The following is a 26,734-nucleotide window of genomic DNA, read 5'->3' as shown; positions in this document are numbered from 1 at the left end:
TTATCTATAAATGTTCAAGATAATTATTAATAATAATGCATAATGAATAATTTATCCAATTTGGGCTTACAATAGCAAGTGTATAATTAAGGAACAGATGTATAAAAATATTAATTTTTTAAATGGCTTGATTTGTTTGATTGAGTAGTATATAATTTTAATAATATATGAATTGAACAAAGGCGTTCAATAGATGGTTATACCTTTCTATTGTGCGCCTTTTTTTTGAAATCAAAAAGGGGGGCATTGTAAAATGGCAAATTACACAAAGGAAGATATAATTAACTTAGTTAAGGAAAATGGAGTCAAATTTATAAGACTTCAATTTACAGATATCTTCGGGGCATTAAAAAATGTAGCAATAACAGATAAGCAGTTAGAAAAAGCACTAAATAATGAGTGCATGTTTGACGGATCATCTATTGATGGTTTTGTTAGAATTGAAGAATCAGATATGAATTTGAGACCGAATTTAGATAGCTTTGTGATATTCCCATGGAGACCACAACAAGGTAAAGTTGCAAGATTGATTTGTGATGTTTACAGACCTGATGGGACACCTTTTGATGGAGATCCAAGATATGTATTAAAGAAAGCTTTGGATGAAGCTGCACAACTTGGATATACTATGAATGTTGGACCAGAATGTGAATTTTTCTTATTTGAAACTGATGAAAAAGGTAATGCAACAACTAACACTCAAGATAGAGCTGGATATTTTGATTTAGCACCTACCGATTTAGGAGAAAATGCTAGACGTGATATGACCTTAGCTTTAGAAGAAATGGGATTTGAAATTGAAGCTTCTCACCACGAAGTTGCTGAGGGCCAAAATGAAATTGACTTTAAGTATGGGGATGCTTTAACTACAGCAGACAGAATTATGACATTTAAATTAGTTGTTAAATCTATTGCTCAAAGACATGGATTATATGCATCATTTATGCCAAAGCCAATCTTTGGTATCAATGGTTCAGGAATGCACGTTAATATTTCACTATTCAAAGATGGAAAGAATGCATTCGTTAATGAAAAAGATTCTAATGGATTAAGCGAAATAGCTTATAATTTCATTGCTGGATTATTAAAGAATATTAAAGGTGTTGCAGCTGTAACCAATCCTTTAGTTAATTCATATAAAAGATTAGTACCAGGCTATGAAGCACCAGTTTATTTAGCTTGGTCTTGTAAAAATAGAACTCCGTTAATCAGAGTACCTGCGGCTCGTGGAGCTGGAACTAGAGTAGAATTAAGATGCCCAGATCCAAGTGCTAACCCATATTTAGTATTAGCTTGTTTATTACATGCTGGATTAGAAGGAATTAAAGAAAATTTACAACCACCAGCTCAAGTAGAAGCTAACATTTTTCATATGACTAACGAAGAAAGAAAAGAACAAGGAATTGATAATTTACCAAATAACTTATATGAAGCTGTTAATTACATGAAAGAAAGTTCACTGGCTAAGAAAGCTTTAGGAGACCATATATTTAATAACTATGTGGAGGCAAAAGCTGCTGAATGGGATGATTACAGAATTCATGTACATGACTGGGAGCTAAATAACTATCTTAATAGATATTAATATAGTAATGTCAATTACTTTTATTTAAGGTGGGGATTGCAATGGCACAAGGTGGAAAACTCATTATAGCTTTAAGCAATATTGAGACAGGCAATAAATTGAAGAATTTACTAATTCAAGAGGGCTATGACATTATAGGACTGTGTACGTCAGGAAATGAATTAATTAGATTAGTTATGCAATATCCCCCAGACTTAGTATTAGCTGGATATAAATTCAAGGATATGAGTTTGCTAGATGTCTATGAAACATTAGTAGATACAACTAGTTTTTTAGCCATTGTAAATGAACCTTATAGGTCATTTATAGAAGAGGATACTGATATATATTGTATTGGTACTAAAATTTCTAATGTGCTCTTAACAAATGCCATTGATTTAATATTTCAAGGTAAAAAGAGGATTAAGAAATTAAGAGACCAGGTTGAGAAGTTAGAACATACTATAGAAGATAGAAAGCTTATTGAAAAAGCTAAAGGTAAACTGATGTCTACTTCAGGACTTACAGAGAATGAAGCATTTAGATATATGCAAAAATTAAGTATGGATTCTGGGAAAAGAATGAAAGATATTGCTAGTTTAATATTGAGTGAAATATGATAACTTAAGTATATAGTAAAAATGCGAGTAACCATATCAAAAAAATGATATTTTTACTCGTTATTTCGCTAAAAAAATATATACACACATAAAAAAGCACGCACTTATGAAGAAGACACACAAAGAATATATTATTATCTCAAGGGGGAATTTTAATGGAAAACAATAATCCGAATGCACAAGGTTTATATAATCCAAGTTTTGAACATGATGCTTGTGGAATTGGGACTATAGTAAACATTGATGGCGAAAAATCTCATGAAATTTTATCAGACTGTCTAACTATATTAGAAAAATTAGAACATAGAGGTGGCACAGGTGCTGATGAAAATACTGGGGATGGAGCAGGTATATTATTTAACATACCTCATAAGTTCTTTGAAGAAGAATTAAAATCAAAAGGAATGAAACTAACTTCAGAGGGCGACTATGCTGTTGCTATGATGTTTTTACCACAAGAAGAAAAGGCGAGAAAAGAAGCTATGAGCCTTTTCGAAGATATATCAAAAGAAGAAAATCTTGAACTAATCGGATGGCGAGAGGTTCAAACAAATTCTTCAATACTTGGAAAAGCATCTTTAGAAGCAATGCCTGCAATAATGCAAGCTTTTGTAAAGAGACCTAATGGAATAAAATCAGGAAAAGATTTCGAAAGAAAATTATATATTGTTAGAAGAAATATAGAAAAAAGAGCTGGATGGATAAGTAAATTTTTAAATGAAACTTTTTACATAGCATCTTTTTCATCAAAGACAATTGTATATAAAGGTATGCTTTTATCTACACAATTAAGAGAGTTTTATAGAGACTTAGATGATGAAAGAGTTGAAACATCATTAGCACTAGTTCATTCAAGATACAGTACTAATACATTCCCAAGCTGGGAAAGAGCACATCCAAACAGATTTATGATTCACAATGGTGAAATTAATACACTTCGTGGAAATGTAAATAAAGTTTATTCTAGAGAAACAAATGTAAGATCTAGAGTCCTTGGAAAAGATTTAAACAGAGTATTACCTATTATAAACAAAGAAGGATCAGATTCTGCAATTTTAGATAATAATTTAGAATTCTTATATATGAATGGTATGGATTTAACTAGAGCAGTTATGATGGCAATTCCAGAACCATGGTATAAGAGTAAGACTATGAGTAAAGAAAAGAAAGATTTTTATGAATATAATGCTACATTAATGGAACCATGGGATGGTCCAGCAGCTATCGTGTTTACAGATGGTGAAAAAGTTGGTGCAGTTTTAGATAGAAATGGTTTAAGACCATCAAGATATTATATAACTAAAGATAGAAGACTAATTCTTTCATCAGAAGTTGGTGCTTTAGATGTACCACCTGAAATTGTTGAAAAGAAAGATAGATTAATGCCAGGTAGAATGTTACTTGTAGATACAGTTAAGAAAGAAGTTATAAGTGATGAAGAATTAAAGAATACTTATGCAAATGAAAATCCTTATGGAGAATGGTTAGAAGAAAATTTAGTTACTTTAGATAAAATTAAAAATAGTAAAAAATTTAAGATTGAATATGATAAGCAAACTAGAAAAAGACTAGAAAAAACTTTTGGATATACTTACGAAGAAGTAAAGACAACTATGCTTCCAATGGCTAAAATTGGTGAAGAACCACTAGCAGCAATGGGAGTAGATACTCCGATTGCAGTATTATCAAAACAATCACAACCATTATTTAATTACTTTAAGCAATTATTTGCTCAAGTAACTAATCCACCTATAGATGCAATTCGTGAAGAAATAGTTACAGCTTCTAATGTTTACATAGGGCCAGAAGGCAACATATTAGAAGATAGACCAATAAATTGTGAATTGCTTAAACTTGACTCACCAATAATAAATGATGAAGAGTTAGCTAAAATAAAATCACTTAATAATGGAAATCTAAGGTCAAAAGTTATCGATATTGTATTTGATAAAGATGGGTCTTTAGAAGATGCATTAGATGAGATGTTTGAAAAAGCACAAAACGCATATGAAAAAGGATATACTATATTAATATTATCTGATAGAAATGTATGCGAAGCAAAAGTTCCAATTCCATCATTACTTGCAGTATCAGCACTTCATCAATATTTAGTAAAAAAGGGAACAAGAACATCAGTTGGATTGATACTTGAAAGTGGAGAGCCAAGAGAAGTTCATCATTTTGCAACTTTAATTGGATTTGGAGCATCAGCTATAAATCCATATATGGCTTACGAATCTTTAAGAGGATTAATTGAAGAAGGATTACTTGAAGCGGATTATAGCAAAGTAGTTTATAACTATAACAAAGCAGTTCTTAAAGGAATAACTAAAATACTTTCTAAAATGGGTATTTCAACAATACAATCTTATCAAGGAGCTCAAATATTTGAAGCCATAGGTATAGGTAAAGATGTTATTGATAAATATTTTACCAATACTACAAGTAGAATTGGTGGAATAGGATTAAATGAAATTCAAAAAGAAGCAGAAATAAATCATGGAAATGGATTTAAACCTAAGACTTATTCTGCCGACTTTACATTAGATTCACCAGGATATGAAAAACTTAGATCTGGTGGAGATGGTACTGAAGAACATTTATATAATCCTTTAACTATTCACAAACTTCAAGAAGCTACTAAGACAGCAAATTATGAATTATTTAAAGAGTATACTTCATTAATTGATGATGAAGAAGCTGAAATAAATATAAGAGGATTATTAGATTTTAACTTTAATTCTAAAGAAATTCCATTAGATGAGGTTGAAGCAGTTTCAGAAATAGTTAAGAGATTTAAAACTGGAGCAATGTCTTATGGATCAATTTCTAAGGAAGCTCATGAAGCACTTGCTATTGCCATGAATAGGATTGGTGGTAGATCTAATACTGGAGAAGGTGGAGAAGATAAAGAGAGATGGATTCTTGATAAAAATGGAGATTCAAGAAGATCTTCAATAAAGCAAATTGCATCTGGTAGATTTGGAGTAACTTCAGAGTATTTGGTAAATGCAGATGAACTTCAAATAAAATTAGCACAAGGAGCAAAACCAGGAGAAGGTGGTCAATTACCAGCAACTAAGGTTTATCCATGGATTGCAAAAACAAGACATTCAACTACAGGTGTTGGACTTATATCACCACCACCACATCATGATATTTATTCAATAGAAGATTTAGCTCAATTAATTTATGATTTAAAAAATGTAAATACTGGAGCTAGAATATCTGTTAAGTTAGTTTCTGAATGTGGAGTTGGTACTGTTGCAGCTGGTGTTGCTAAGGGTGGAGCTGAAGTAATATTAATTTCTGGTTATGATGGAGGAACAGGTGCATCACCTAAGAACTCTATTAAAAATGCTGGACTTCCTTGGGAGCTAGGACTTGCAGAAGCTCATCAAACTTTATTACTTAACGATTTGAGAGAAAGAGTTAGAGTTGAAGTTGATGGTAAGCTTATGAGCGGTCGTGATGTAGCTATTGCTGCACTTCTTGGAGCAGAAGAATTTGGATTTGCAACTGCACCACTTGTAACGCTTGGTTGTGTTATGATGAGAGTTTGTAATTTAGATACTTGTCCAGTTGGAGTTGCAACACAAAATGAAGAGCTTAGAAAGAGATTTAAAGGAAAACCAGAATATGTTGTTAACTTTATGTATTTTATAGCACAAGAGCTTAGAGAAATCATGGCTAAGCTTGGATTTAGAAATATAGATGAAATGATTGGGAGAGTAGACAAACTTAAGCAAAGAGAAAATGTTCATGGCTGGAAGGCTAAGAGTGTTGATTTAAGTTCTATACTTTATACTCCGGATAAATATAAAGGCAAAGTTGTTAAATTTGATGAAACTAAGAAATATGACTTTAAGTTAAATAAAGTATTAGATGCAAAAGTATTCTTAGAAAAATTCAAAAATGCTATAGAAAATAAAGAGAAAATGAATTTAGAAATTGATATAACTAATACGGATAGAACTCTTGGAACTATTCTTGGATCTGAAATAACAAAGGCAAATGGATCAGAAGGTTTACCAGAAGATACTATAAGTATTAAGTGTAATGGGTCAGCAGGTCAAAGTTTTGGATCATTTATTCCAAAAGGATTAACTTTTGAGGTTGAAGGAGATGCTAATGACTACTTAGGTAAGGGATTATCAGGTGGTAAGCTTATAGTATATCCTCCAAAGAAATCAACATTTGTAGCTGAAGATAACATTGTAGTTGGAAATGTTGCTTTATACGGTGCAACTTCAGGTAAAATATTTATAAATGGTATAGCAGGAGAAAGATTCTGCGTTAGAAATTCAGGCGCAACTGCTGTTGTTGAAGGCGTAGGAGCTCATGGGTGTGAATACATGACAGGTGGAAAAGTTGTTGTTTTAGGTAAAACAGGAATTAATTTTGCTGCAGGTATGAGTGGTGGAATTGCTTACCTTTATGAAGAAGATGAACATTTCAGAATAAACTTAAATGAAGAAATGGTTTTATTGGAAGAATTAAGCTTAGAAGATGAAGAAGAATTAAATAGTTTAATTGAAGAACATGTAAAAGTTACAGGTTCTCCTAAGGGAAATAAAATATTGTGCAACTTTGAAACAGAAAAATCTAAATTCCATAAGATAATTCCAAAGGATTATAAGAGAATATTAGAAACTGTTGAGAAGTATAAGAATCTTGGATGTGATGAGGATGAAGCATTAATTAAAACTTTCCAAGAAATTAAAGGAATATAGGGGGGTTATATGATATGGGTAAACCAACAGGATTTTTAGAGTATGATAGAGAAGAAGGAAAAAATAGAGAACCTAAAGAAAGACTAAAAGATTATAAAGAGTTTCATAAAAGACTTCCATTGGAAAAGCAATGTATTCAAGGTGCAAGATGTATGGATTGTGGTGTTCCATTTTGTCAATCAGGAGTGTTATTTGCAGGGATGGTATCAGGATGTCCACTTCACAACTTAATTCCTGAATGGAATGATTTAGTGTATAGAGGCAAATGGGATTTGGCTTATGAAAGATTGAATAAGACTAACCCATTCCCAGAATTTACAGGAAGAGTATGTCCTGCTCCATGTGAAGCTGGATGTACAGCAGGATTAAATGGTCCTTCGATTACTATAAAGGAAAACGAAAGAGCAATAATTGATACTGCTTTTGAAAATAAAACAGTTAAGGCAAATCCACCCGCTAAGAGAACTGGAAAAACAGTTGCAGTAATAGGATCAGGGCCAGCAGGACTTGCAGCAGCAGATACGTTAAATAAATGTGGTCATAAAGTTACTGTATTTGAAAGAAGTGACAGACCAGGTGGATTATTGATGTATGGAATTCCTAACATGAAGCTTGATAAAGAAGTTATCTTAAGAAGAGTTCATCTAATGGCGGAAGAAGGAATTAGATTTGTGAACAATGCGAATGTTGGTGATAACTATGATGCTAAGGAGATTTTAAATGAATATGATGCAGTAGTTCTTGCGACAGGGGCATCTGAACCTAGAGATATTCAAGCAGAGGGTAGATCAGAAGTTAAAGGAGTTCATTTTGCAGTAGATTTCTTAAAAGCTAATACTAAGAGTCTTTTAGATTCAAATCACTCAGATAACAACTACATTTCTGCAAAAGATAAAAATGTAATTGTAATTGGCGGTGGAGATACAGGAACAGACTGCGTTGGAACTTCACTTAGACATGGTTGCAGTTCATTAGTTCAATTTGAAATAATGGGAGAGCCAGGTAAAGAAAGAAGTGAAAATAATCCATGGCCAGAATGGCCTAAAATTCTTAAGGTTGATTATGGCCAAGAAGAATTTATAGAAGTATATGGAAAGGATCCAAGAGAATATTTAACTACAGTTACAGCTCTTCATGGAGATACGGATGGAAATCTTGAAAGTGTTGATACTGTAAAAGTTGAATGGAAAAAGGATGAAAGTGGAAGATTTTCACCAGTGCCAGTTAAAGGGTCAGAAAAGAATTGGAAGGCTGAACTTGTATTACTTGCAATGGGATTCACAGGATCACAAAACTATATTAAAGATGTTTTTGGAGTAGAGTCAGATGCAAGAACTAACATAAAAGCAGGAGAAACAGATTTTAGAACAAATATTCCTAAAATATTTGCAACAGGTGATGCTAGACGTGGTCAATCATTAGTTGTAACTGCAATAAATGAAGGAATACAAGCAGGAATATCAGTTAATAAATTTTTGAGAAAATAAGATATACACATTAAAAAAGAGCAGCTATGCTGCATATAAGATCATTTCACATTAAAAAAAAGCAGCTATGCTGCACATACAATCATCTCACCTTAGAAAAGAGCAGCTATGCTACATATACAATCATTTCAAACAGTAATCCCTTTGGAAATTTTCAGAAGGGATTATTGTTTTGTATAAGTGGGAGTGTTACGGATGCTAGCTATCATATAAAAGTTATACATTGTAAATTTTATAGCTGTAGAGTATAATTATAAATAAATTAGATAGATATAGGTAGATATTCTTATTCAAATGTCTAAAAACTAAGCAGTATAGAGGTTGATTGTAATGAATGGACAAATAAAAAGGTATATATATATTATTGGAACAATTTGCATGGTGTTTTTAGTTGGATCAATATTCATACGTATTCTTCCATGGCTCATATTAATTGGAGTAATAGGGTATATAATTATGAAAATTATAGGGTTTATTAAAGTAAAAAAAGAACAAAAGAATTCAAATGATATTAAGAATAATTATAGAAATCAAGATATTAATAAAGAGTCAACGGATGATTATACTGATTATACTAATGGAGAAATTATTGATGTTGAGTATGAGGATATAGATGATAAGGAAAAATAATCTTAATCTGTATATTAACTTTTAATTGACGCAATCAAAATCTAACTTGAGTATTGAAAAATATTTAACAATATAGTATAATTAATGTATCGGATTTAAGACTATGGCAGTTTTAATGGAGAATATTTTAGTAATAGTCAGAAAAATTAGGTTTAATTAAATAAAAATTTTAGCAATGGAGCTAGAGAATATTAATATATTTCTCTAGTTTTTTATTTTTTGCACATGTATTTTATTACAAATATGAATTTAAAAGGGAATAAATTACTGTTTTAGTCTATATTTTTAATTAACCATTTAATATTTATAATCTAAAAGCTTTATTAAAACACCAATTATAGTAATTAGTTAGTAACAATTTAAATGATATTGTATATCTGAAAGGGGATCTTATTAATGAATAAAATCAATGAAATTTTTGCTTCAAATGTATTTAACGATTCTGTAATGAAAGAACGTCTTCCAAAGGCTACTTATAAAGCTTTAAAAAAGACAATTGAAAAAGGAACTGCTCTTGAACCAGAGGTTGCAGATATTGTTGCATCTGCAATGAAAGATTGGGCTGTTGAAAAAGGTGCTACTCACTTTACTCACTGGTTCCAACCAATGACTGGAATTACTGCTGAAAAACATGATTCTTTTATAAACCCGACGTCAGACGGAAGCGTATTATTAGAATTTTCAGGTAAAGAATTAATTAAAGGTGAACCTGATGCATCTTCTTTCCCTTCGGGTGGACTCCGAGCTACTTTTGAAGCTAGAGGATATACTGCATGGGATTGTACTTCACCAGCATTTATTAAAGATGATTCTTTATGCATACCAACTGCATTCTGTTCTTATAACGGAGAAGCTTTAGATAAGAAAACTCCATTATTACGTTCAATGGAAGCTATATCTGGTCAAGCTCTACGTGTTTTAAGAGCACTAGGCAATACTACTACTCAAAAAGTTATTACAACTGTAGGTCCTGAACAAGAATACTTCTTAATTGACAAAAAAATGTATGATGCTCGTAAAGATCTTATATTAACTGGAAGAACATTATTCGGAGCAAAACCTTCAAAAGGTCAAGAACTTGAAGATCATTACTTCGGAACATTAACAAAAAGAGTTTCTGATTTCATGAAAGAGTTAGATGAAGAACTTTGGAAGCTTGGAATATTAGCTAAAACTAAGCATAATGAAGTTGCTCCTGCTCAACATGAATTAGCTCCTATATTTAGTACAACAAATATATCAACTGATCACAACCAACTTACAATGGAAATAATGAAGAAAATTGCGTCAAAACACGATTTATATTGTTTACTTCATGAAAAACCATTTGCTGGAGTAAACGGATCAGGTAAGCATAACAACTGGTCAATGGGTACTGATGATGGAATGAATCTTCTTGAACCAGGTAAATCTCCACATGAAAATCAACAATTCCTTTTATTCCTTTGTGCTGTAGTAAAAGCTGTTGATGAATATCCAGATTTATTAAGAGTATCAGCTGCTAATGCTGGAAATGATCATAGATTAGGTGCTAATGAAGCTCCTCCAGCTATAATTTCTATGTTCTTAGGAGATCAATTAACTGATGTATTAGAACAAATTGAAAAAGGTCCAGCTACAAGTTCTATATCTTCAAGTGAATTAACTATTGGAGTAAATACGTTACCGCCTCTTCCAAAAGATGCAACTGACAGAAACAGAACTTCTCCATTTGCATTTACAGGAAATAAGTTTGAGTTTAGAATGGTTCCATCTTCAGCTTCAATTTCTGGATGTAACTTTGTTTTAAATACAATAGTTGCTGAAACTTTATCTGAAATTGCAGATAAACTTGAAAAGGCTTCTGATTTAAATGCTGAAATACAATCAATCTTAACTAATATTGTTAAATCTCATAAGAGAATAATATTTAATGGAAATGGATATTCAGATGAATGGGTTGCTGAAGCTGAAAAAAGAGGACTTCCAAATATTAAATCTACTGTAGAATCTGCTAAAGCTATGATTTCTGAAAAGAATCAAGCTGTACTAGAAAAACATGGAGTTTTAAGTAGAGTAGAAGCAGAATCTCGTTATGAAATTACTATTGAAAACTATAATAAAATTATAAATATAGAAGCTTTAACAACACTTGAAATGTCAAAACGTCAAATTATACCTGCTGTAATTCAGTTTGCTACAAGTCTTGCAAAATCAATAAACACTATAAAAGCTACTGGAATAAATGCAGATATATCAGTTCAAACTGAATTATTAACTGAAGTGTCAACATTAACAGCTTCATTAAATAAAAATGTAATTCTTCTTGAAAAAGCAGTTAAAAAAGCAGATAACTTCCAAGGTGATATATTTGATTTAGGAATGATGTACAGATACGAAGTATTCGAACAAATGAATATTTTAAGAGCTGATGCTGATAAGCTTGAAACTATAGTTGATGAAGAATTCTGGCCATTACCAACTTATGGTGATATGTTATTCAACATTTAATATAAAGCATATTCCATAAAATAATAAGTTAGTCTAATAGTCTATTTTGTGTCAATGACTTATTATTTTAGTTTATATGACTAAAATTCTGATAAAAAATAGAATGGAGTGCTTCAGAAATGAAGTTCTCCATTTTTTTCTGCAAATATGTTGGTAAAACATTAGAAGCGTTAGCAATTGATAAAAAACGAACAATACAGTATAATTATTTGTAGTAATTAAAGCTAATATAAGCAATATAGGAGGCAATAAATATGGAAAAAATTAAAATGTCGACTCCATTAGTTGAAATGGATGGAGACGAAATGACAAGAATCATTTGGGGTGCAATAAAAGAGGAATTATTAAATCCATTTATTGAACTAAATACAGAATATTATGATCTTGGATTAGAATATAGAAATGAAACTAATGATAAGGTTACTGTAGATTCTGCAGAAGCTATTAAAAAATATAAAGTAGGGGTAAAATGTGCAACTATCACACCTAATGGCGCAAGAATGAAAGAATATGATTTGAAAGAAATGTGGAAAAGTCCGAATGGAACTATAAGAGCAATATTAGATGGTACAGTATTTAGAGCACCAATTACAGTAGAACCAGTAAAACCATACGTTAGAACATGGAAGAAGCCTATTACTATAGCAAGACATGCTTATGGAGATATATACAGAAATGTAGAAATGAAAATAGAAGGAAAAGGCAAGTGTGAACTTGTATTTACTTCTGAAAATGGGGAAGAAAAAAGAGAATTAGTACATAATTTTTCTGAAGACGGTGTTGTTATGGGAATGCATAACCTTAATAACTCTATTGCAAGCTTTGCAAAAAGTTGCTTTAATTTTGCTCTAGATACAAAACAAGATTTATGGTTTGCAACTAAAGATACAATTTCAAAGAAATATGATCATACTTTTAAAGATATATTCCAAGAAATATTTGATGCTGAATATAAAACTAAGTTTGCTGAAGCTGGAATTGAATATTTCTATACATTAATAGATGATGTAGTTGCAAGAGTGGTTAAATCAGAAGGTGGAATGATTTGGGCTTGTAAAAACTATGATGGAGATGTAATGAGTGACATGGTAGCTACAGCTTTTGGGTCATTAGCAATGATGACATCAGTATTAGTTTCACCAGAAGGAAACTATGAATACGAAGCAGCTCATGGTACTGTTCAACAACATTACTATAAGCATTTAAAAGGGGAAGAAACATCAACTAATTCAATAGCAACTATATTTGCATGGTCTGGAGCTTTAAGAAAAAGAGGAGAGCTAGACAATAACATAGCATTAATTGAATTTGCAGATAAATTAGAAAAGGCTTCAATCAAAACAATCGAAGATGGCATGATGACTAAGGACTTAGCATTAATAGCAGAACATAATAATATTCAAACATTAAATACTTTTGATTTTATTAAAGCTATTAGAAAAACATTAGAAGAAATTCTTTAAATTTAATATAAAACAGTAAATTCATTTGTATAAAAGAAAAGAGAACATATACTTCCTTCTATGGAGTATGTATATGTTCTCTTTTTTATAATTTAAAATTTGATAATGGATAACAAGTTCCGTAAAAGATTTGAAGTAATTAAGTGTTTATTATTGTCAGTTGGAAAAGTTTAGTGTGGCCATTTTCATTTTAACTGTTCAATAATAAATATGATGTTAGAGTGAATAAAAATATAGAAAAAATTATAAGTTAGATAAAAAGTTATATATTAGGCAATACATATAGTTAATTCCATAAAAATACAACGTTATCATTATAAAATCAATATTTATTCCAAAATACATTGAAAATCATTTTCAATTACTAAATTTTATGCTATTATAAATAATATGAAGTGGTTAATTAAAATCATTATCAATTGAATAATATTTTTAATTTGAATTAAAAAAGCGATACTGATTCAAAATATATAAATTTTAATATTATACTAATATTTGTAGTTTATAAAATTTGTAAAGGTCAGTTTAAGGAGGAAGCATATATGCCATTAATATTAGCAACTAAAGGAAATGAAGTGAATATTAAAAAGATAACTGGAAATGATGAAACAAAAAGATTTCTAAATAGCTTAGGTTTTGTTGTAGGAGAGAATGTTAAGATTATTTCTGAACTTGGGGGAAATCTTATAATAAATATTAAGGATAGTAGGGTTGCATTAGATAAAGGTATGGCAAGTCGAATAATAGTATAGGAGGCATTGTAATGAGCACATTAAAAGAAATAAAGTGTGGACAAACCGTTAGGGTTACAAAAGTTGATGGAGTAGGACCTATTCGTAGACGTATTATGGATATGGGTATTACAAGAGGCTGTGAAATTTATGTACGTAAGGTAGCACCTCTTGGAGATCCCATAGAAGTAACAGTTCGTGGATATGAATTATCTCTTCGTAAAACTGATGCAGAAATGGTTGTTGTAGAGTAATCTGTACAGTGCACAATTCAAAATGCATAATTATGGAACAAAATTTACAGAGAAAGTTCGAAGAATTAAATGTAAAATGCACGAAGAGAAAGTTCATGTTTCCAAATATAAAAGCTCTAAAGAGAAAGTTCTGCTAACCAAATATAAAATTTGGAGTATCACTTTTTGGACATTCACTTTTCGATTCTCATTTTTAGAACTTAACTTTTCCTGAGGAATTAAAAAAGGAGGAATGAAAATGTCAATCAAAATAGGTCTTGCAGGGAATCCTAACTGTGGAAAGACAACTATGTTTAATGAACTTACAGGTTCATCTCAATACGTTGGAAATTGGCCTGGAGTAACAGTTGAAAAAAAGGGTGGTAAGTTAAAAGGAAGTAAAGATGTTGAAATTGTTGATTTACCAGGTATTTATTCTTTATCACCATATACGTTAGAGGAAGTTGTAACACGTGATTTTATGATAAATGATAAACCAGATGCAATAGTTAATATAGTTGATGCATCTAACATTGAAAGAAACTTATATTTAACAACTCAAATCTTGGAACTTGGAATTCCAACGGTTATAGCACTTAATATGATGGATATTGTAGAGAAAAATGGAGATAAAATTGACATTAATAAATTATCTAAAACTCTTGGATGTCCAATAGTTGAAACATCAGCACTTAAAGGGAATGGAGTTAAAGAAGCAGCAGAAAAAGCAATTGAAGTTGCAAAAGCAAAAAGGAATCCGAATTTTATGTTAACTTTTTCTAAAGAGGCTAATGAAGCTTTTGAAGAAATAGAGAAAGTAATTTTAAAAAATATTCCACATGAAGGAATTCAAACACGTTGGCTTTCAATTAAACTTTTTGAGCGAGATCAAAATGTAATTGATAAGTTAAAACTTTCAAAAACTGTTTTAGATGAAATTGAAGTTATAATAAAAAATTATGAAGCTGAACTTGATGATGATTGTGAAAGTATTGTTACAGGAGACCGGTATGCATTTATTGGAGATGTTGTTTCAAGTACTATTAAAAAGCAAAGTAAAGGAAAAGAAACGACTTCTGATAAAATTGATAAAATTGTTACAAATCGTTTCCTAGCACTTCCAATTTTTGCAGCTATTATGTTCGGAGTATATTACATAGCAGTAAGTTCACTTGGAACTATAGTAACAGATTGGACAAATGATGTGTTGTTTGGAGAAATAATACAAACTAATGTTTCAAATTGGCTTATATCAGCAAATGTTGCAGATTGGTTGCAAGGATTAGTAGTAGATGGAATAATTGGTGGAGTTGGAGCAGTTCTTGGGTTCGTTCCACAAATCATGGTTTTATTCTTATTATTATCAATACTTGAGGACTGTGGATATATGTCGCGTGTAGCTTTCATTATGGATAGAATTTTTCGCAAATTTGGTCTTTCAGGTAAATCTTTTATTCCTATGTTAATCAGTTCAGGTTGCGGAGTTCCGGGAATTATGGCAACTCGTACTATGGAAAATGATAGAGATAGAAAGATGACAATTATATTAACTACATTTATTCCGTGTAGTGCAAAACTTCCAATCATTGCATTGATTGCAGGAGCACTTTTTGGTGGAGCCCCTTGGGTAGCACCATCAGCTTATTTCCTTGGGATAATAATGATTATTATATGTGGAATTATATTAAAGAAAACAAAATTATTTTCTGGAGATCCTGCACCATTTGTTATGGAGCTTCCACAATATCATATTCCAGGTTTAAAAAGTGTATTAATTCATATGTGGGAAAGGGGAAAAGCTTTTATTATTAAAGCTGGTACAATCATATTTGTTTCTTGTGGTGTAATATGGTTCTTACAATCATTTAGTTGGTCATTAGAAATGGTGGATGCAGGAGATAGTATATTAGCAAGTATGGGAAATGTTATAGCTCCTATTTTTGCACCTCTTGGATTTGGCAATTGGCAAGCAACTGTAGCAACAGTTACTGGACTTGTTGCAAAAGAAAATGTTGTTGGTACATTTGGTGTTTTATTTGGTATAGCAGATGCTGTAGAAGACGATCCAACGCTTGCTGGGAATGTTGCAGCAATGTTTACAGCAGCTAGTGCGTTTGCATTTATGGCATTTAATCTACTTTGTGCCCCTTGCTTCGCAGCAATAGGTACAATAAGGCGTGAAATGGGAACATGGAAATGGACATGGATAGCTATAGGCTTCCAAACATTAACTGCTTATTTGGTGGCACTTATTATTAATCAAGTTGGTGGTTTTATATTAGGAACTGGAAGCTTAATTGGAGCAATAAGTTCAGTAGTAATAGTAATTGCAGTAGTTTCTATAGTTATAATTACTGGAAGAAGTTCAAAAGAAAAAGAAGTTAGTGGAGAATTAAGTTATACAAAATAAATAAAAAAATTAAGTGGGTAAGTACTATTATTATAGACTACCTACTTAATTTTTAAAATGAGGAGTGATATTTTATGGTAGCAACAATTATAATAGGTGGAACTATTTTGGGGCTGATGACACTCATAATAATGAAGCAAGTTAAAAAGGTAAGAAGTGGAGAGGGTGGTTGTGGCTGTGGGTGCTCTGGGTGCTCTTCAGCTAGTTCATGTCATGGAATTAAAGTAGAAAAGAAATAGGATACATTAAATATATAAAACCATTAATGGTTTTGATGCTATATCCTAAAAGGATAATTTTAAATGAGAGAAAACTATATTAAAATAATATGGAATTAGTTTTGAGCTATATTTATCCATATAATTAACAATAAAACATCTATAGAAAATATAGGTGTTTTATTGTGTAATAAAATAAAAAATTTTATGATGAAAAGTTTGTAGTATTTTACATGCGGAAATATGTATGCGAATATTTGATGTTGATCAAGATACACTAGTTAAATGTTTGAACTATTTATCAAAACAAAAGGAGAAGTATCATGATTTTCAATATATTTTAACGCTAAACAGAGAGAAAATAGAGTTAGAACAAATTTATTGACAAATGTATAAATATATCTTATAGTATATTTCATAGAAAGTTTATAAAAATAGTAGGATATAAAAAGATTTTTCAATATATTAAAAACTTTATAATATTACAGGATCGATATTTTAATAGGGTATTATAAACATAAACACTACTAAACATATATGATAAATAAAAAATAGGGAAAGGAGAGGAGAATGTGAGAAGAATTAAAGTTTTAAGTTTAGTACTTTCAATTTTTTTGATTATTGGAATTTTTGTAGGCTATGAAAAGCAAAGATTAACTAGTGGAAGTGATGGAGAATCAACAGTGGAATTATTAAATATATCTTATGATCCTACAAGAGAGCTATATACTAAATTCAACGAGAGTTTTGCGAATTATTGGGAAGAGAAAACAGGACAAGACGTAATTATAAATCAATCTCATGGTGGTTCAGGTAAACAAGGAAGATCTGTTATTGAAGGATTAGATGCGGATATTGTTACTCTGGCATTAGGTTACGATATTGATCAAATTAGTAAGGCAGGACTTATTGAGAAAGATTGGCAAAGTGAATTTAGAGATAATAGTGCTCCATATACATCAACTATTGTTTTTCTTGTTAGAAAAGGAAACCCTAAGAATATAAAAGATTGGGATGACTTAATAAGAAATGATGTTTCTGTAATAACACCAAATCCTAAGACTTCAGGAGGGGCAAGATGGAATTACTTGGCTGCATGGGCTTATGCATCAGAAAAAAATAATGGAAATCAGGAAGCTGCAAAAGATTTCGTTTCAAAATTGTATAGTAATGTTAAAGTATTAGATTCAGGAGCTAGAGGGTCAACAACTACTTTTGTTGAAAGAGGAATGGGAGATGTACTTTTAGCTTGGGAAAATGAAGCATACTTATCGCTTAATGAATTAGGAAAAGATAAATTTGAAGTAGTAGTACCTTCATTAAGTATTTTAGCAGAACCTCCAGTGGCGATAGTAGATGAAGTAGTAAATAAAAGAGGTACTCGAGATACTGCAAAAGCTTATTTAGATTATTTATATAGTAAAGAAGGACAAGAAATAGTAGCAGAAAATTACTATAGACCTAGTGATAAAGTAATTGCAGAGAAGTATAAAGATAAATTTCCGGATATTAAGTTAGTTACAGTAGATGGAGAGTTTGGGGGATGGGCAAAAGCCCAAGAAACTCATTTTGCAGATGGGGGTACTTTTGATCAAATATATCAACTTAAATAGCAGTAATAAGCAAAAAGGAATCAAGTGAAACTTGATTCAGGTGGGGTTTGATCCCCATCTGAATCTTAGTTGAACTTATCCAGGAGCGTGCAGCCGTTATCTCCCACTTGAAGAAGTGGGAGTGTTACGGATGCTAGCTATCGGATAAATAAAGATTATTTAAAGAGATTTGAGGTGTTTTAGATGAGTAAAACCAAGCGGGTAATTCCTGGGTTTAGAATTACAATGGGCGTTAGTCTTGTCTATTTGGGGCTTATTGTATTAATTCCTTTATCAGCGTTAATTATAAAGGGAGCTGGAATTGGATTTGAAAGGTTTTTTGATATTGTATTTGAACCAAGAGTAATGCGTGGTTATTCAGTTAGTTTTATAAGTGCATTTATAGCAGCATTAGTAAATAGTGTATTTGGAATAATTTTAGCATGGGTTTTAGTAAGATATAAGTTTCCATTTAAAAAGCTTTTAGATGGATTAATTGATTTACCGTTTGCTTTACCTACTGCAGTTGCAGGTATTTCACTTACAACATTGTATTCGGAAAATGGATGGATAGGGCAATGGCTTTATTCATTGGGAATAAAATCATCTTTTTCAATATTTGGAATTATAATAGCACTTATTTTCACTGGAATTCCATTTGTAGTAAGGACAATTCAACCTGTTTTAGAAGACTTAGATAGTCAATATGAAGAAGCAGCAACAATGCTTGGTGCAAGTAGAGCAAGAATATTTTTTAAAGTAATATTTCCAGAAATCCTTCCACCACTTTTAACAGGATTTGGACTTGCTTTTGCTAGAGGTGTAGGAGAATATGGTAGTGTTGTTTTCATAGCAGGGAATATACCTATGAAAACAGAAATAGCACCGCTTTTAATTATGTCTAAGCTAGAGCAATACGATTATAATGGAGCAACAGCAATAGCATTGGTTATGCTATTTGTATCATTTTTAATATTATTTACTATAAATATCATCCAATGGAAATTAAATAAAGCGATAAAGTAGATTTGAGGTGAGAATAGGGTGGAAAAAGCAGTAATTCATAAAGAAAATAAAATTTTAAAATATATATTAATATCTTTAAGTGCTTTATTTCTAATATTAATGTTAGTAATACCACTTATAACTATAATTACAGAAGCTTTGTCAAAGGGATTAGCTTTATATATTAAAGCAGTGTCAGATGTTTACACCTTTAAGGCTATGAAGCTTACACTTATAACAACATTAATAGCAATAGTTATGAATACTTTATTTGGAATATGTGCAGCATGGACAATCACAAAATTTAAATTTAGAGGAAAAAGTTTTTTAGGAACTTTAATTGATTTACCATTTGCAATTTCTCCTGTCGTTGCAGGATTAGTATTTATATTAACTTTTGGTAGAGGAAGTTTCTTTGGAGATCTTTTAAGAAGTTATGATATAAAAATAGTTTTTACTACTTATGGAATTATATTAGCTACTTTATTTATAACTTTCCCTTTTGTAACAAGAGAAATAATACCATTAATGGAGGCTCAAGGAACGGATGAAGAAGAAGCAGCAGCAATGATGGGAGCTAGTGGATTTTATATTTTTAGGAAAATAACTCTTCCTAATATTAAGTGGGGACTTATATATGGAATAATACTTTGCACAGCAAGAGCCATGGGGGAATTTGGAGCAGTATCAGTAGTATCTGGTCATATAAGAGGGAAGACAAATACACTCCCATTACATGTTGAAATTTTATATAATGAATATCAATTTGCAGCAGCCTTTGCAGTTGCATCTATACTTGTTATTATTGCAATTGTTATTTTAATATTAAGAAATATTGTAGAGGCACAATCAAGAAAATAATAGAAAAGCATCTTTGGTTTATTATTTTCTTTCATGTGCCTGAATGTAAGAGTAAAAAGGAGGGCTAGAATATGTATATAGAATTAAAAAATGTAAGTAAAAAGTTTGCAGATTTTAAAGCATCTGATAATGTTAATTTTAAAATAGAACAAGGAAAATTAATTGGACTTTTAGGGCCAAGTGGAAGTGGTAAGACTACGATACTTAGAATGATTGCAGGACTAGAAACTCCAGATGAAGGGGATATTATTATTAATGGAGTTAAAGTTAATGATATAGAACCCGGCAGACGAGGAATTGGATTTGTTTTTCAAAATTATGCTTTATTTCGTCATATGACAGTTTATGATAATATTGCATTTGGTCTTGTAGTACAAAAGGTTAAAAAAGAAGATATACACAAAAAAGTCACAGAACTTATAGAGCTTATTGGACTTAAAGGTCTTGATAAAAGATATCCAGGTCAATTATCAGGTGGACAAAGACAACGTGTGGCATTTGCAAGGGCACTTGCACCAAGTCCACAATTATTACTATTGGATGAGCCTTTTGCTGCCATAGATGCAAAGGTAAGAAAAGAACTTAGGAGATGGCTAAGAGAAACAATATCAAAACTCGGCATCACAAGTATTTTTGTAACACATGATCAAGATGAAGCAGTAGAAGTAGCAGATGAAATAATAATAACTAATAAAGGACAGATCGAACAAAAAGGAAGCCCAGTTGAAATTTATAAGAATCCAAGAACTCCATTTGTAGCACAATTTATCGGAGAATCAAATCTTATAGATGATTATACTAAGTTAAAAGGATTTGAAGTAACAAATCCTAAAGAAACAAAAGCTATAGTGAGACCTGAATTTATACAAATTGCTAAAAATGATAAAGAAATATTAACGCCACTTGCAGCAGAAAAGGGAATTGTAAAAGATATTGCTTTTAGAGGAAATAACCTTGAAATAGATGTACAGGTTGGTAATGAGATACTTAATGGATATAGAAGTTTAGAAGAAGAAGAGCTAAAAATTGGAGAAGAAGTTTTAGTTTTAATTCATAGAGTTTATACATTTAATGAACAAAAAGCTGAGGTTGTAGAGAATAAAATTAAGACACAAGAAATGTCGGTATTTATATAGATAATCAAAACTTAACAGTTGTTTATATATAAGTCAATCATAGTTCACTGAGGAGGCAAAAATATGAGAATAGAAAAAATTCAAACGGATGTTTTGATTATTGGTGGTGGAACTTCTGGATGTTATGCAGCAATTACTATAGCTGAAAAGTCTAATAAAAATGTTATAGTATTGGACAAAGCAAATATAAAGAGAAGTGGGTGCTTAGCGGCAGGAGTTAATGCCATTAATGCATACATTGTAAAAGGTAAAAAACCACAGGACTATGTGGATTATGCAAAACAAGATGCAGAAGAAATAGTTCGTGAGGATTTATTACTAACAATGTCAGAAAATTTAAATCAGGTTACTAAAAAATTAGAGGATATTGGGCTAGTTATATTAAAAGATGAAAATGGTGAGTATGTAACAAGAGGTAATAGAAATATAAAAATTAATGGAGAAAATATAAAACCATTACTTGCAAAAGAAGCTACTAAACATTCTAATGTTAAAGTATTAAACGGAGTAAATGCAATTGATTATATAGTAGAAGATGAAGAAATAATAGGTGCATATGCAATATCAGTAGAAGAAGATATATTTTATGTAATTGAAGCTAAAGCTGTGATTTGCTCAACTGGGGGAGCTGCTGGATTATACAAACCTAATAATTCAGGATTCTCTAGACATAAAATGTGGTACAGCCCTTTTAATACAGGAGCAGGATATGCTATGGGAATAAGAGCTGGAGCTGAGATGACAACATTTGAAATGAGATTTATCGCTTTAAGATGTAAAGATACAATATCACCAACTGGAACTTTAGCTCAAGGAGTAGGTGCAGAGCAAGTAAATGCACTTGGTGAAGAATATCAATATAAATATGGAAATACTACAGCTCAAAGAGTATATGGAACAGTAAAAGAGACATTAGAAGGAAGAGGTCCTTGTTATTTAAAAACTAAGGGAATAACTGAAAAACAAGATGAAGATCTAATGAAGGCATATCTTAATATGTCGCCAAGTCAAACTCTTAAGTGGATAGAAAATGGCAAGGGACCAAGTGAAGAAAATGTTGAAATAGAAGGAACTGAACCGTATATTGTTGGAGGTCATACAGCAAGTGGATATTGGATTGATACTAATAGAGGTACAACCATAAAAGGACTTTATGCTGCAGGTGATGTCGCTGGAGGATGTCCACAAAAATATGTGACTGGAGCCTTAGTTGAAGGTGAAATAGCAGCAATAGCAGCATTGAATTATATAGAGGGAAAAGAAAATAAAGAAGTTAAAGAAAAAGAAATAGAAGAGAAAATAAATTATGTTAGTAAATTTTTAACTAATGAGAAAGATTTATTTTCAATTGATGATTTAGAAGAAGCTATGCAAAAAGTTATGGATGCTTATGCAGGCGGAATTGGTAACAATTATCAATATAATGAAACACAATTAGATTTAGCTTACGAAAAAATAGAGAATATCGAAGATTTAAGTGAAAATTTGAAAGCAGAAGATATGTATGAATTAATGAAAGTTTTTGAATTAAGAGAAAGACTTACAGTATGCAAATCAGTCATAGTTCATTTAAAAGCAAGAAAAGAAACTAGATGGCATAGCTTTGGAGAAAACTTAGATTATCCTGAAAAAGATGATAATTGGTTAAAGTATGTTAATTCTAAGTTAGAAAATGGAAAAATAAAAATAATCTTTAGAGATTTAGTAAACGGTGGTGATAAATATGAGCATTAAAATTGATAAAAATCTTTGTGTAGGATGCAAACAGTGCAAAAATGTTTGTCCAGGAAATTTAATAACTATTGATAAAGACAATAAAGCAATTATCAAATATCCAAAAGATTGTTGGGGATGTGCATCTTGTATCAAAGAGTGCAAGGTAGAAGCAATAAAATATTATCTAGGTGCTGATATGGGAGGCAAAGGAAGTTTACTTTATGTAAATGAAGATAAAGATATAATGTCTTGGATTATAGAGAAAAACGATAAAAGCAAAAAAATCATAAATATTAATAAGAAGAATTCTAATGAGTATTAATGACACAACGAAAAAATAATAATATTTTTTAAATAATTTTTGGAAAATTTAATTAGCATAATAGGAGGTCTAATTATGAGTCAATTATCACATCTTGATAAATTAGAAGCAGAAGCAATTTATATTATTCGAGAAGTAGCAGCAGAATGTGAAAAACCAGTAATGCTATATTCTATTGGTAAAGATAGTTCGGTTATGCTACATCTTGCAATGAAGGCATTTTATCCTGAAAAGCCGCCATTCCCTTTCATGCATATTGATACTACATGGAAGTTTGGAGAAATGATAGAATTTCGTGATAGAAAAGCAAAAGAATTAGGAATAGATATGATTGTCCATTCAAATGAGGATGGCATAAAGCAGGGAATTAATCCCATCGATCATGGTTCAGCATATACTGATATTATGAAGACACAAGCTTTAAAACAAGGATTAAATAAATATGGTTTTACAGCAGCCTTTGGTGGTGGACGTCGTGATGAAGAAAAATCTCGTGCGAAGGAAAGAATATTCTCTTTCCGTAATGAGGCACACTCATGGGATCCTAAAAATCAAAGACCAGAAATGTGGAAGCTTTATAATAGTAAAATTAATAAAGGTGAAAGTATTAGGGTTTTCCCTATTTCAAATTGGACTGAAAATGATATTTGGCAGTATATAAAGCGTGAAAATATTGATATTGTTCCTTTATATTTTGCAAAGGAAAGGCCATGTATTTCTCGTGATGGGAATATTATTATGGTGGATGATGATAGATTGAAGTTATTACCAGGTGAAAAGGTAGAACATAAAAAAATACGATTTAGGACACTTGGCTGTTATCCACTTACAGGTGGTTTTGAATCTGATGCAGTTACTTTAGATGCAATTATTTCTGAAACTCTTGGTGCAGTATCATCTGAGAGAACTACTAGAGTTATTGATAGTGAAGCGGCAGGCAGTATGGAAAGAAGAAAAAGAGAGGGGTATTTCTAAGATGAAGAGCTTATTAAAGTTTATAACATGTGGTAGCGTGGATGATGGAAAATCTACTCTTATTGGACATATATTGTATGATTCAAAGCTTTTATATGCAGATCAGGAAAAAGCTTTAGAACTAGATAGTAAGGTTGGAAGCAGAGGAGGAGCAATAGATTATTCTCTATTATTAGATGGCTTGATGGCAGAGCGTGAACAGGGGATTACAATAGACGTTGCATATCGTTATTTTACAACGGATAATAGAAGTTTTATTGTAGCAGACACTCCAGGACATGAAGAATATACTAGAAACATGGCAGTAGGTGCATCCTTTGCAGAACTTGCTATTATATTAGTAGATGCAAAGCAAGGTGTACTAGCTCAAACAAGAAGACATGCAAGAATTTGTTCTTTAATGGGTGTAAAACATTTTGTATTTGCAGTTAATAAAATAGATTTAGTAGATTATAGTCATGAAAGGTTTTTAGAAATTGAAGAGGAGATTAAAGAATTAGTAAAAGAACTTTCATTAGAAAATGTTCATATAATTCCAGTATCTGCAACAGAAGGCGATAATGTTACAAAGAAATCACAAAATACTCCATGGTATAAGGGAGAGGCGCTTTTAACATATCTTGAAAATGTGGTGGTTGATACTAAGTCAGAAGAAGAAGGTTTCTATATGCCAGTTCAAAGAGTATGTAGACCTAATCACACTTTTAGAGGATTTCAAGGGGAGATTGAAGCTGGAAGTATTGCTGTAGGAGATGAAGTTACAACACTTCCTAGTAATGAGAAAGCATTAGTAAAAAGCATTCATATTACAGATAGAGAATCACAAAGCGCAGGAAAAGGGCAGGCTGTCACAATACAGCTTAATAAAGAAGTAGACGTATCAAGAGGCTGTGTACTTACAAAAGGAACTAATATTGTGCCAAACAAGCTAGTTAGTGCAAAAATTCTTTGGATGGATGATTCAGAATTAACAGAAGGCAAAGAGTATTTTGTAAAAGTAGGAACCAAGATGTTAACTGGTGTTGTTACAGATGTAAAATATAAAATTGATGTAAACACAGGAAAGCATTTAAAAGCTAGCTTTTTAACAAAAAATGAGATAGCAGCATGTGATATTTTACTTTCTGAAAAGATTGTAGTTGATAAATTCGATGCACATAAAACCTTAGGAGAACTTATTTTAATAGATCGTATTACTAATATGACATCAGCTTGTGGTGTTATAGAAGACGTTTATGGTAACGAAATTTCTGATACATTTGAAGGAAATAACTTAAAAGCTAGAGGCGATATATTTGATGAATTTTATTATGATGTAGAAGCATATTTGGTTAGTAAAGCAACTAATAACACTTCTAGATATGTAATAGGAGATGAAATCCCTGTAGAAGGTGAAAGTTTTAAATATCCTAAATCTTTTGATATTTTAATATTTAGAGATGGGGTAGCTATTGAAATCAGAGAAGGGAAAATTGGGAATATATTACCAATTTTAGAATATGAATATAAAGATTATCCTGTTCTTAATGGAAGAGGTTTTGGAGTAAATGTAACTTCAACAAAGGATTTAAAAGAATTAATTAAAAATTACAAGACAATAAACTACGAAAATCCAAAAGAAAATGCAGAATTCTCAAATAAATGGTTTGTCTTTGGAAAGTATAGAAAATTAACATTTAAATTTTAAAAATGGATGTGTTTTAAACGTTGGTTTAATATTATAGTAAATTACAAAGACAACATTAAAGAGTGTAAGGATAATAAATTAAATATGCATCAATAGGTTTAGACAAGACCTATTGATGCCTTTTACTTATGTTTAAATAGAAATAATATGATAAAATAAGGAATGTAATAATTTAGAACGGAGAATAATAATGAAAGATTCAATACAATTAAAACGAAAAGATAATGTGGTTATAGAAGCTGAATTTAAAATTTTAGATGAAAGTTACATTGATAAAATAGTGGAATTAGAAAATGATGTTTATAATGGATTAGATAATAAAGAGCTATATTGTGCCTCGACAAGAGAAGATTTCTTAGGATTTATTTATACTAACAAAGGTGAAATACTAGGCTGTGTTTCTATAGAAGATGATAAATTGATAGCTATGGGGGTATATGGAAAGTTTGGATATGATAAAAATAATTATGGATATGATATTGAACTCGAAGGTGAGGAACTTTTAAAAGTTGGACAAATTGAATCTACAGTAGTAAAAAATGATTTTAGAGGAAATAAACTTCAAAAAATCATTTGTGAGCATTTAGAGAGGTTTGCAAAAAAAAATAATACATCAATTATATGTGCAACAGCATCTCCATATAATGAATATAGTTTAAATACATTTAAAACTCTTGGTTATGAGATAAAAAAAGAAAAATTAAAATATGGTGGATTAAGAAGATATGTTTTAGTTAAAGAATTATAATATTAATTTTATATATGTTCAAATAACAATGTATAATTAATATTATAATTATTGCATCAATACCTAAATTATTGGTTGCTATTAAAAAGAACAATTTATTATTAATAATAGTT

20 protein-coding genes are annotated in these 26,734 nt (G+C 30.9%); all 20 read left to right on the top strand.

Features of this window, described 5'->3' with window-relative positions:
• Window positions 1-253 precede the first annotated feature (253 nt).
• The 20 genes from glnA (at window position 254) to DIC82_00695 (ending at window position 26,621) form a co-directional block, all read left to right on the top strand.
• Window positions 254-1,585 (top strand): type I glutamate--ammonia ligase, encoded by a 1,332-nt coding sequence (glnA, locus tag DIC82_00790; GenBank protein AWK49716.1) that lies wholly within the window; start codon window positions 254-256, stop codon window positions 1,583-1,585.
• 41 nt (window positions 1,586-1,626) lie between these two features.
• Window positions 1,627-2,184: an ANTAR domain-containing protein gene (locus DIC82_00785; GenBank protein AWK49715.1), complete on the top strand. Its 558-nt coding sequence runs from the start codon at window positions 1,627-1,629 to the stop codon at window positions 2,182-2,184.
• A gap of 155 nt (window positions 2,185-2,339) precedes the next feature.
• Window positions 2,340-6,917 carry a glutamate synthase large subunit gene (locus tag DIC82_00780; GenBank protein AWK49714.1) on the top strand — a complete coding sequence of 1,526 codons (4,578 nt, stop codon included), beginning with the start codon at window positions 2,340-2,342 and terminating at the stop codon, window positions 6,915-6,917.
• A 14-nt stretch (window positions 6,918-6,931) separates the two neighbouring features.
• A complete protein-coding gene (locus tag DIC82_00775) occupies window positions 6,932-8,404 on the top strand; it encodes a glutamate synthase (protein AWK49713.1) in 1,473 nt (490 codons plus the stop codon).
• 330 nt (window positions 8,405-8,734) lie between these two features.
• Complete coding sequence (locus tag DIC82_00770) at window positions 8,735-9,034, top strand: hypothetical protein (GenBank protein AWK49712.1); 300 nt, start codon at window positions 8,735-8,737, stop codon at window positions 9,032-9,034.
• Window positions 9,035-9,430: 396 nt separating this feature from the next.
• Complete coding sequence (locus DIC82_00765) at window positions 9,431-11,524, top strand: glutamine synthetase type III (protein ID AWK49711.1); 2,094 nt, start codon at window positions 9,431-9,433, stop codon at window positions 11,522-11,524.
• A gap of 254 nt (window positions 11,525-11,778) precedes the next feature.
• Entirely contained in the window at window positions 11,779-12,987 is a 1,209-nt protein-coding gene (locus DIC82_00760; GenBank protein ID AWK49710.1) for an NADP-dependent isocitrate dehydrogenase, read from the top strand.
• 542 nt (window positions 12,988-13,529) lie between these two features.
• Entirely contained in the window at window positions 13,530-13,739 is a 210-nt protein-coding gene (locus tag DIC82_00755; protein AWK49709.1) for a ferrous iron transport protein A, read from the top strand.
• An 11-nt stretch (window positions 13,740-13,750) separates the two neighbouring features.
• Window positions 13,751-13,972 (top strand): ferrous iron transport protein A, encoded by a 222-nt coding sequence (locus tag DIC82_00750; protein ID AWK49708.1) that lies wholly within the window; start codon window positions 13,751-13,753, stop codon window positions 13,970-13,972.
• Window positions 13,973-14,210: 238 nt separating this feature from the next.
• A complete protein-coding gene (gene feoB, locus DIC82_00745) occupies window positions 14,211-16,361 on the top strand; it encodes a ferrous iron transport protein B (GenBank protein AWK49707.1) in 2,151 nt (716 codons plus the stop codon).
• Window positions 16,362-16,435: 74 nt separating this feature from the next.
• On the top strand, window positions 16,436-16,600 hold the full coding sequence (locus DIC82_00740; protein AWK49706.1) for a FeoB-associated Cys-rich membrane protein: 165 nt from the start codon (window positions 16,436-16,438) through the stop codon (window positions 16,598-16,600).
• A gap of 551 nt (window positions 16,601-17,151) precedes the next feature.
• Complete coding sequence (locus tag DIC82_00735) at window positions 17,152-18,192, top strand: sulfate transporter subunit (protein ID AWK49705.1); 1,041 nt, start codon at window positions 17,152-17,154, stop codon at window positions 18,190-18,192.
• 183 nt (window positions 18,193-18,375) lie between these two features.
• Entirely contained in the window at window positions 18,376-19,197 is an 822-nt protein-coding gene (gene cysT, locus DIC82_00730) for a sulfate ABC transporter permease subunit CysT (GenBank protein AWK49704.1), read from the top strand.
• A gap of 18 nt (window positions 19,198-19,215) precedes the next feature.
• On the top strand, window positions 19,216-20,037 hold the full coding sequence (cysW, locus tag DIC82_00725; GenBank protein AWK49703.1) for a sulfate ABC transporter permease subunit CysW: 822 nt from the start codon (window positions 19,216-19,218) through the stop codon (window positions 20,035-20,037).
• Window positions 20,038-20,108: 71 nt separating this feature from the next.
• Window positions 20,109-21,173 (top strand): molybdenum ABC transporter ATP-binding protein, encoded by a 1,065-nt coding sequence (locus DIC82_00720; protein AWK49702.1) that lies wholly within the window; start codon window positions 20,109-20,111, stop codon window positions 21,171-21,173.
• Window positions 21,174-21,236: 63 nt separating this feature from the next.
• Window positions 21,237-22,907, top strand: coding sequence for an adenylyl-sulfate reductase subunit alpha (locus DIC82_00715; GenBank protein ID AWK49701.1), 1,671 nt, complete (start codon window positions 21,237-21,239; stop codon window positions 22,905-22,907).
• Complete coding sequence (locus DIC82_00710) at window positions 22,897-23,211, top strand: adenylylsulfate reductase (GenBank protein AWK49700.1); 315 nt, start codon at window positions 22,897-22,899, stop codon at window positions 23,209-23,211. Before DIC82_00715 ends, DIC82_00710 begins: the two co-directional genes overlap by 11 nt.
• 75 nt (window positions 23,212-23,286) lie before the next feature.
• Window positions 23,287-24,186, top strand: coding sequence for a sulfate adenylyltransferase subunit CysD (locus DIC82_00705; protein ID AWK49699.1), 900 nt, complete (start codon window positions 23,287-23,289; stop codon window positions 24,184-24,186).
• Window position 24,187: 1 nt separating this feature from the next.
• Window positions 24,188-25,873 carry a sulfate adenylyltransferase gene (locus tag DIC82_00700; protein ID AWK49698.1) on the top strand — a complete coding sequence of 562 codons (1,686 nt, stop codon included), beginning with the start codon at window positions 24,188-24,190 and terminating at the stop codon, window positions 25,871-25,873.
• A gap of 190 nt (window positions 25,874-26,063) precedes the next feature.
• A complete protein-coding gene (locus DIC82_00695; GenBank protein ID AWK49697.1) occupies window positions 26,064-26,621 on the top strand; it encodes a GNAT family N-acetyltransferase in 558 nt (185 codons plus the stop codon).
• The last annotated feature ends 113 nt before the right edge of the window (window positions 26,622-26,734 follow it).

The organism is Clostridium beijerinckii, assembly GCA_003129525.1.
In the GTDB taxonomy this organism is placed as follows: domain Bacteria; phylum Bacillota; class Clostridia; order Clostridiales; family Clostridiaceae; genus Clostridium; species Clostridium beijerinckii_D.
This window is presented reverse-complemented; position numbering and strand designations above follow the sequence as displayed.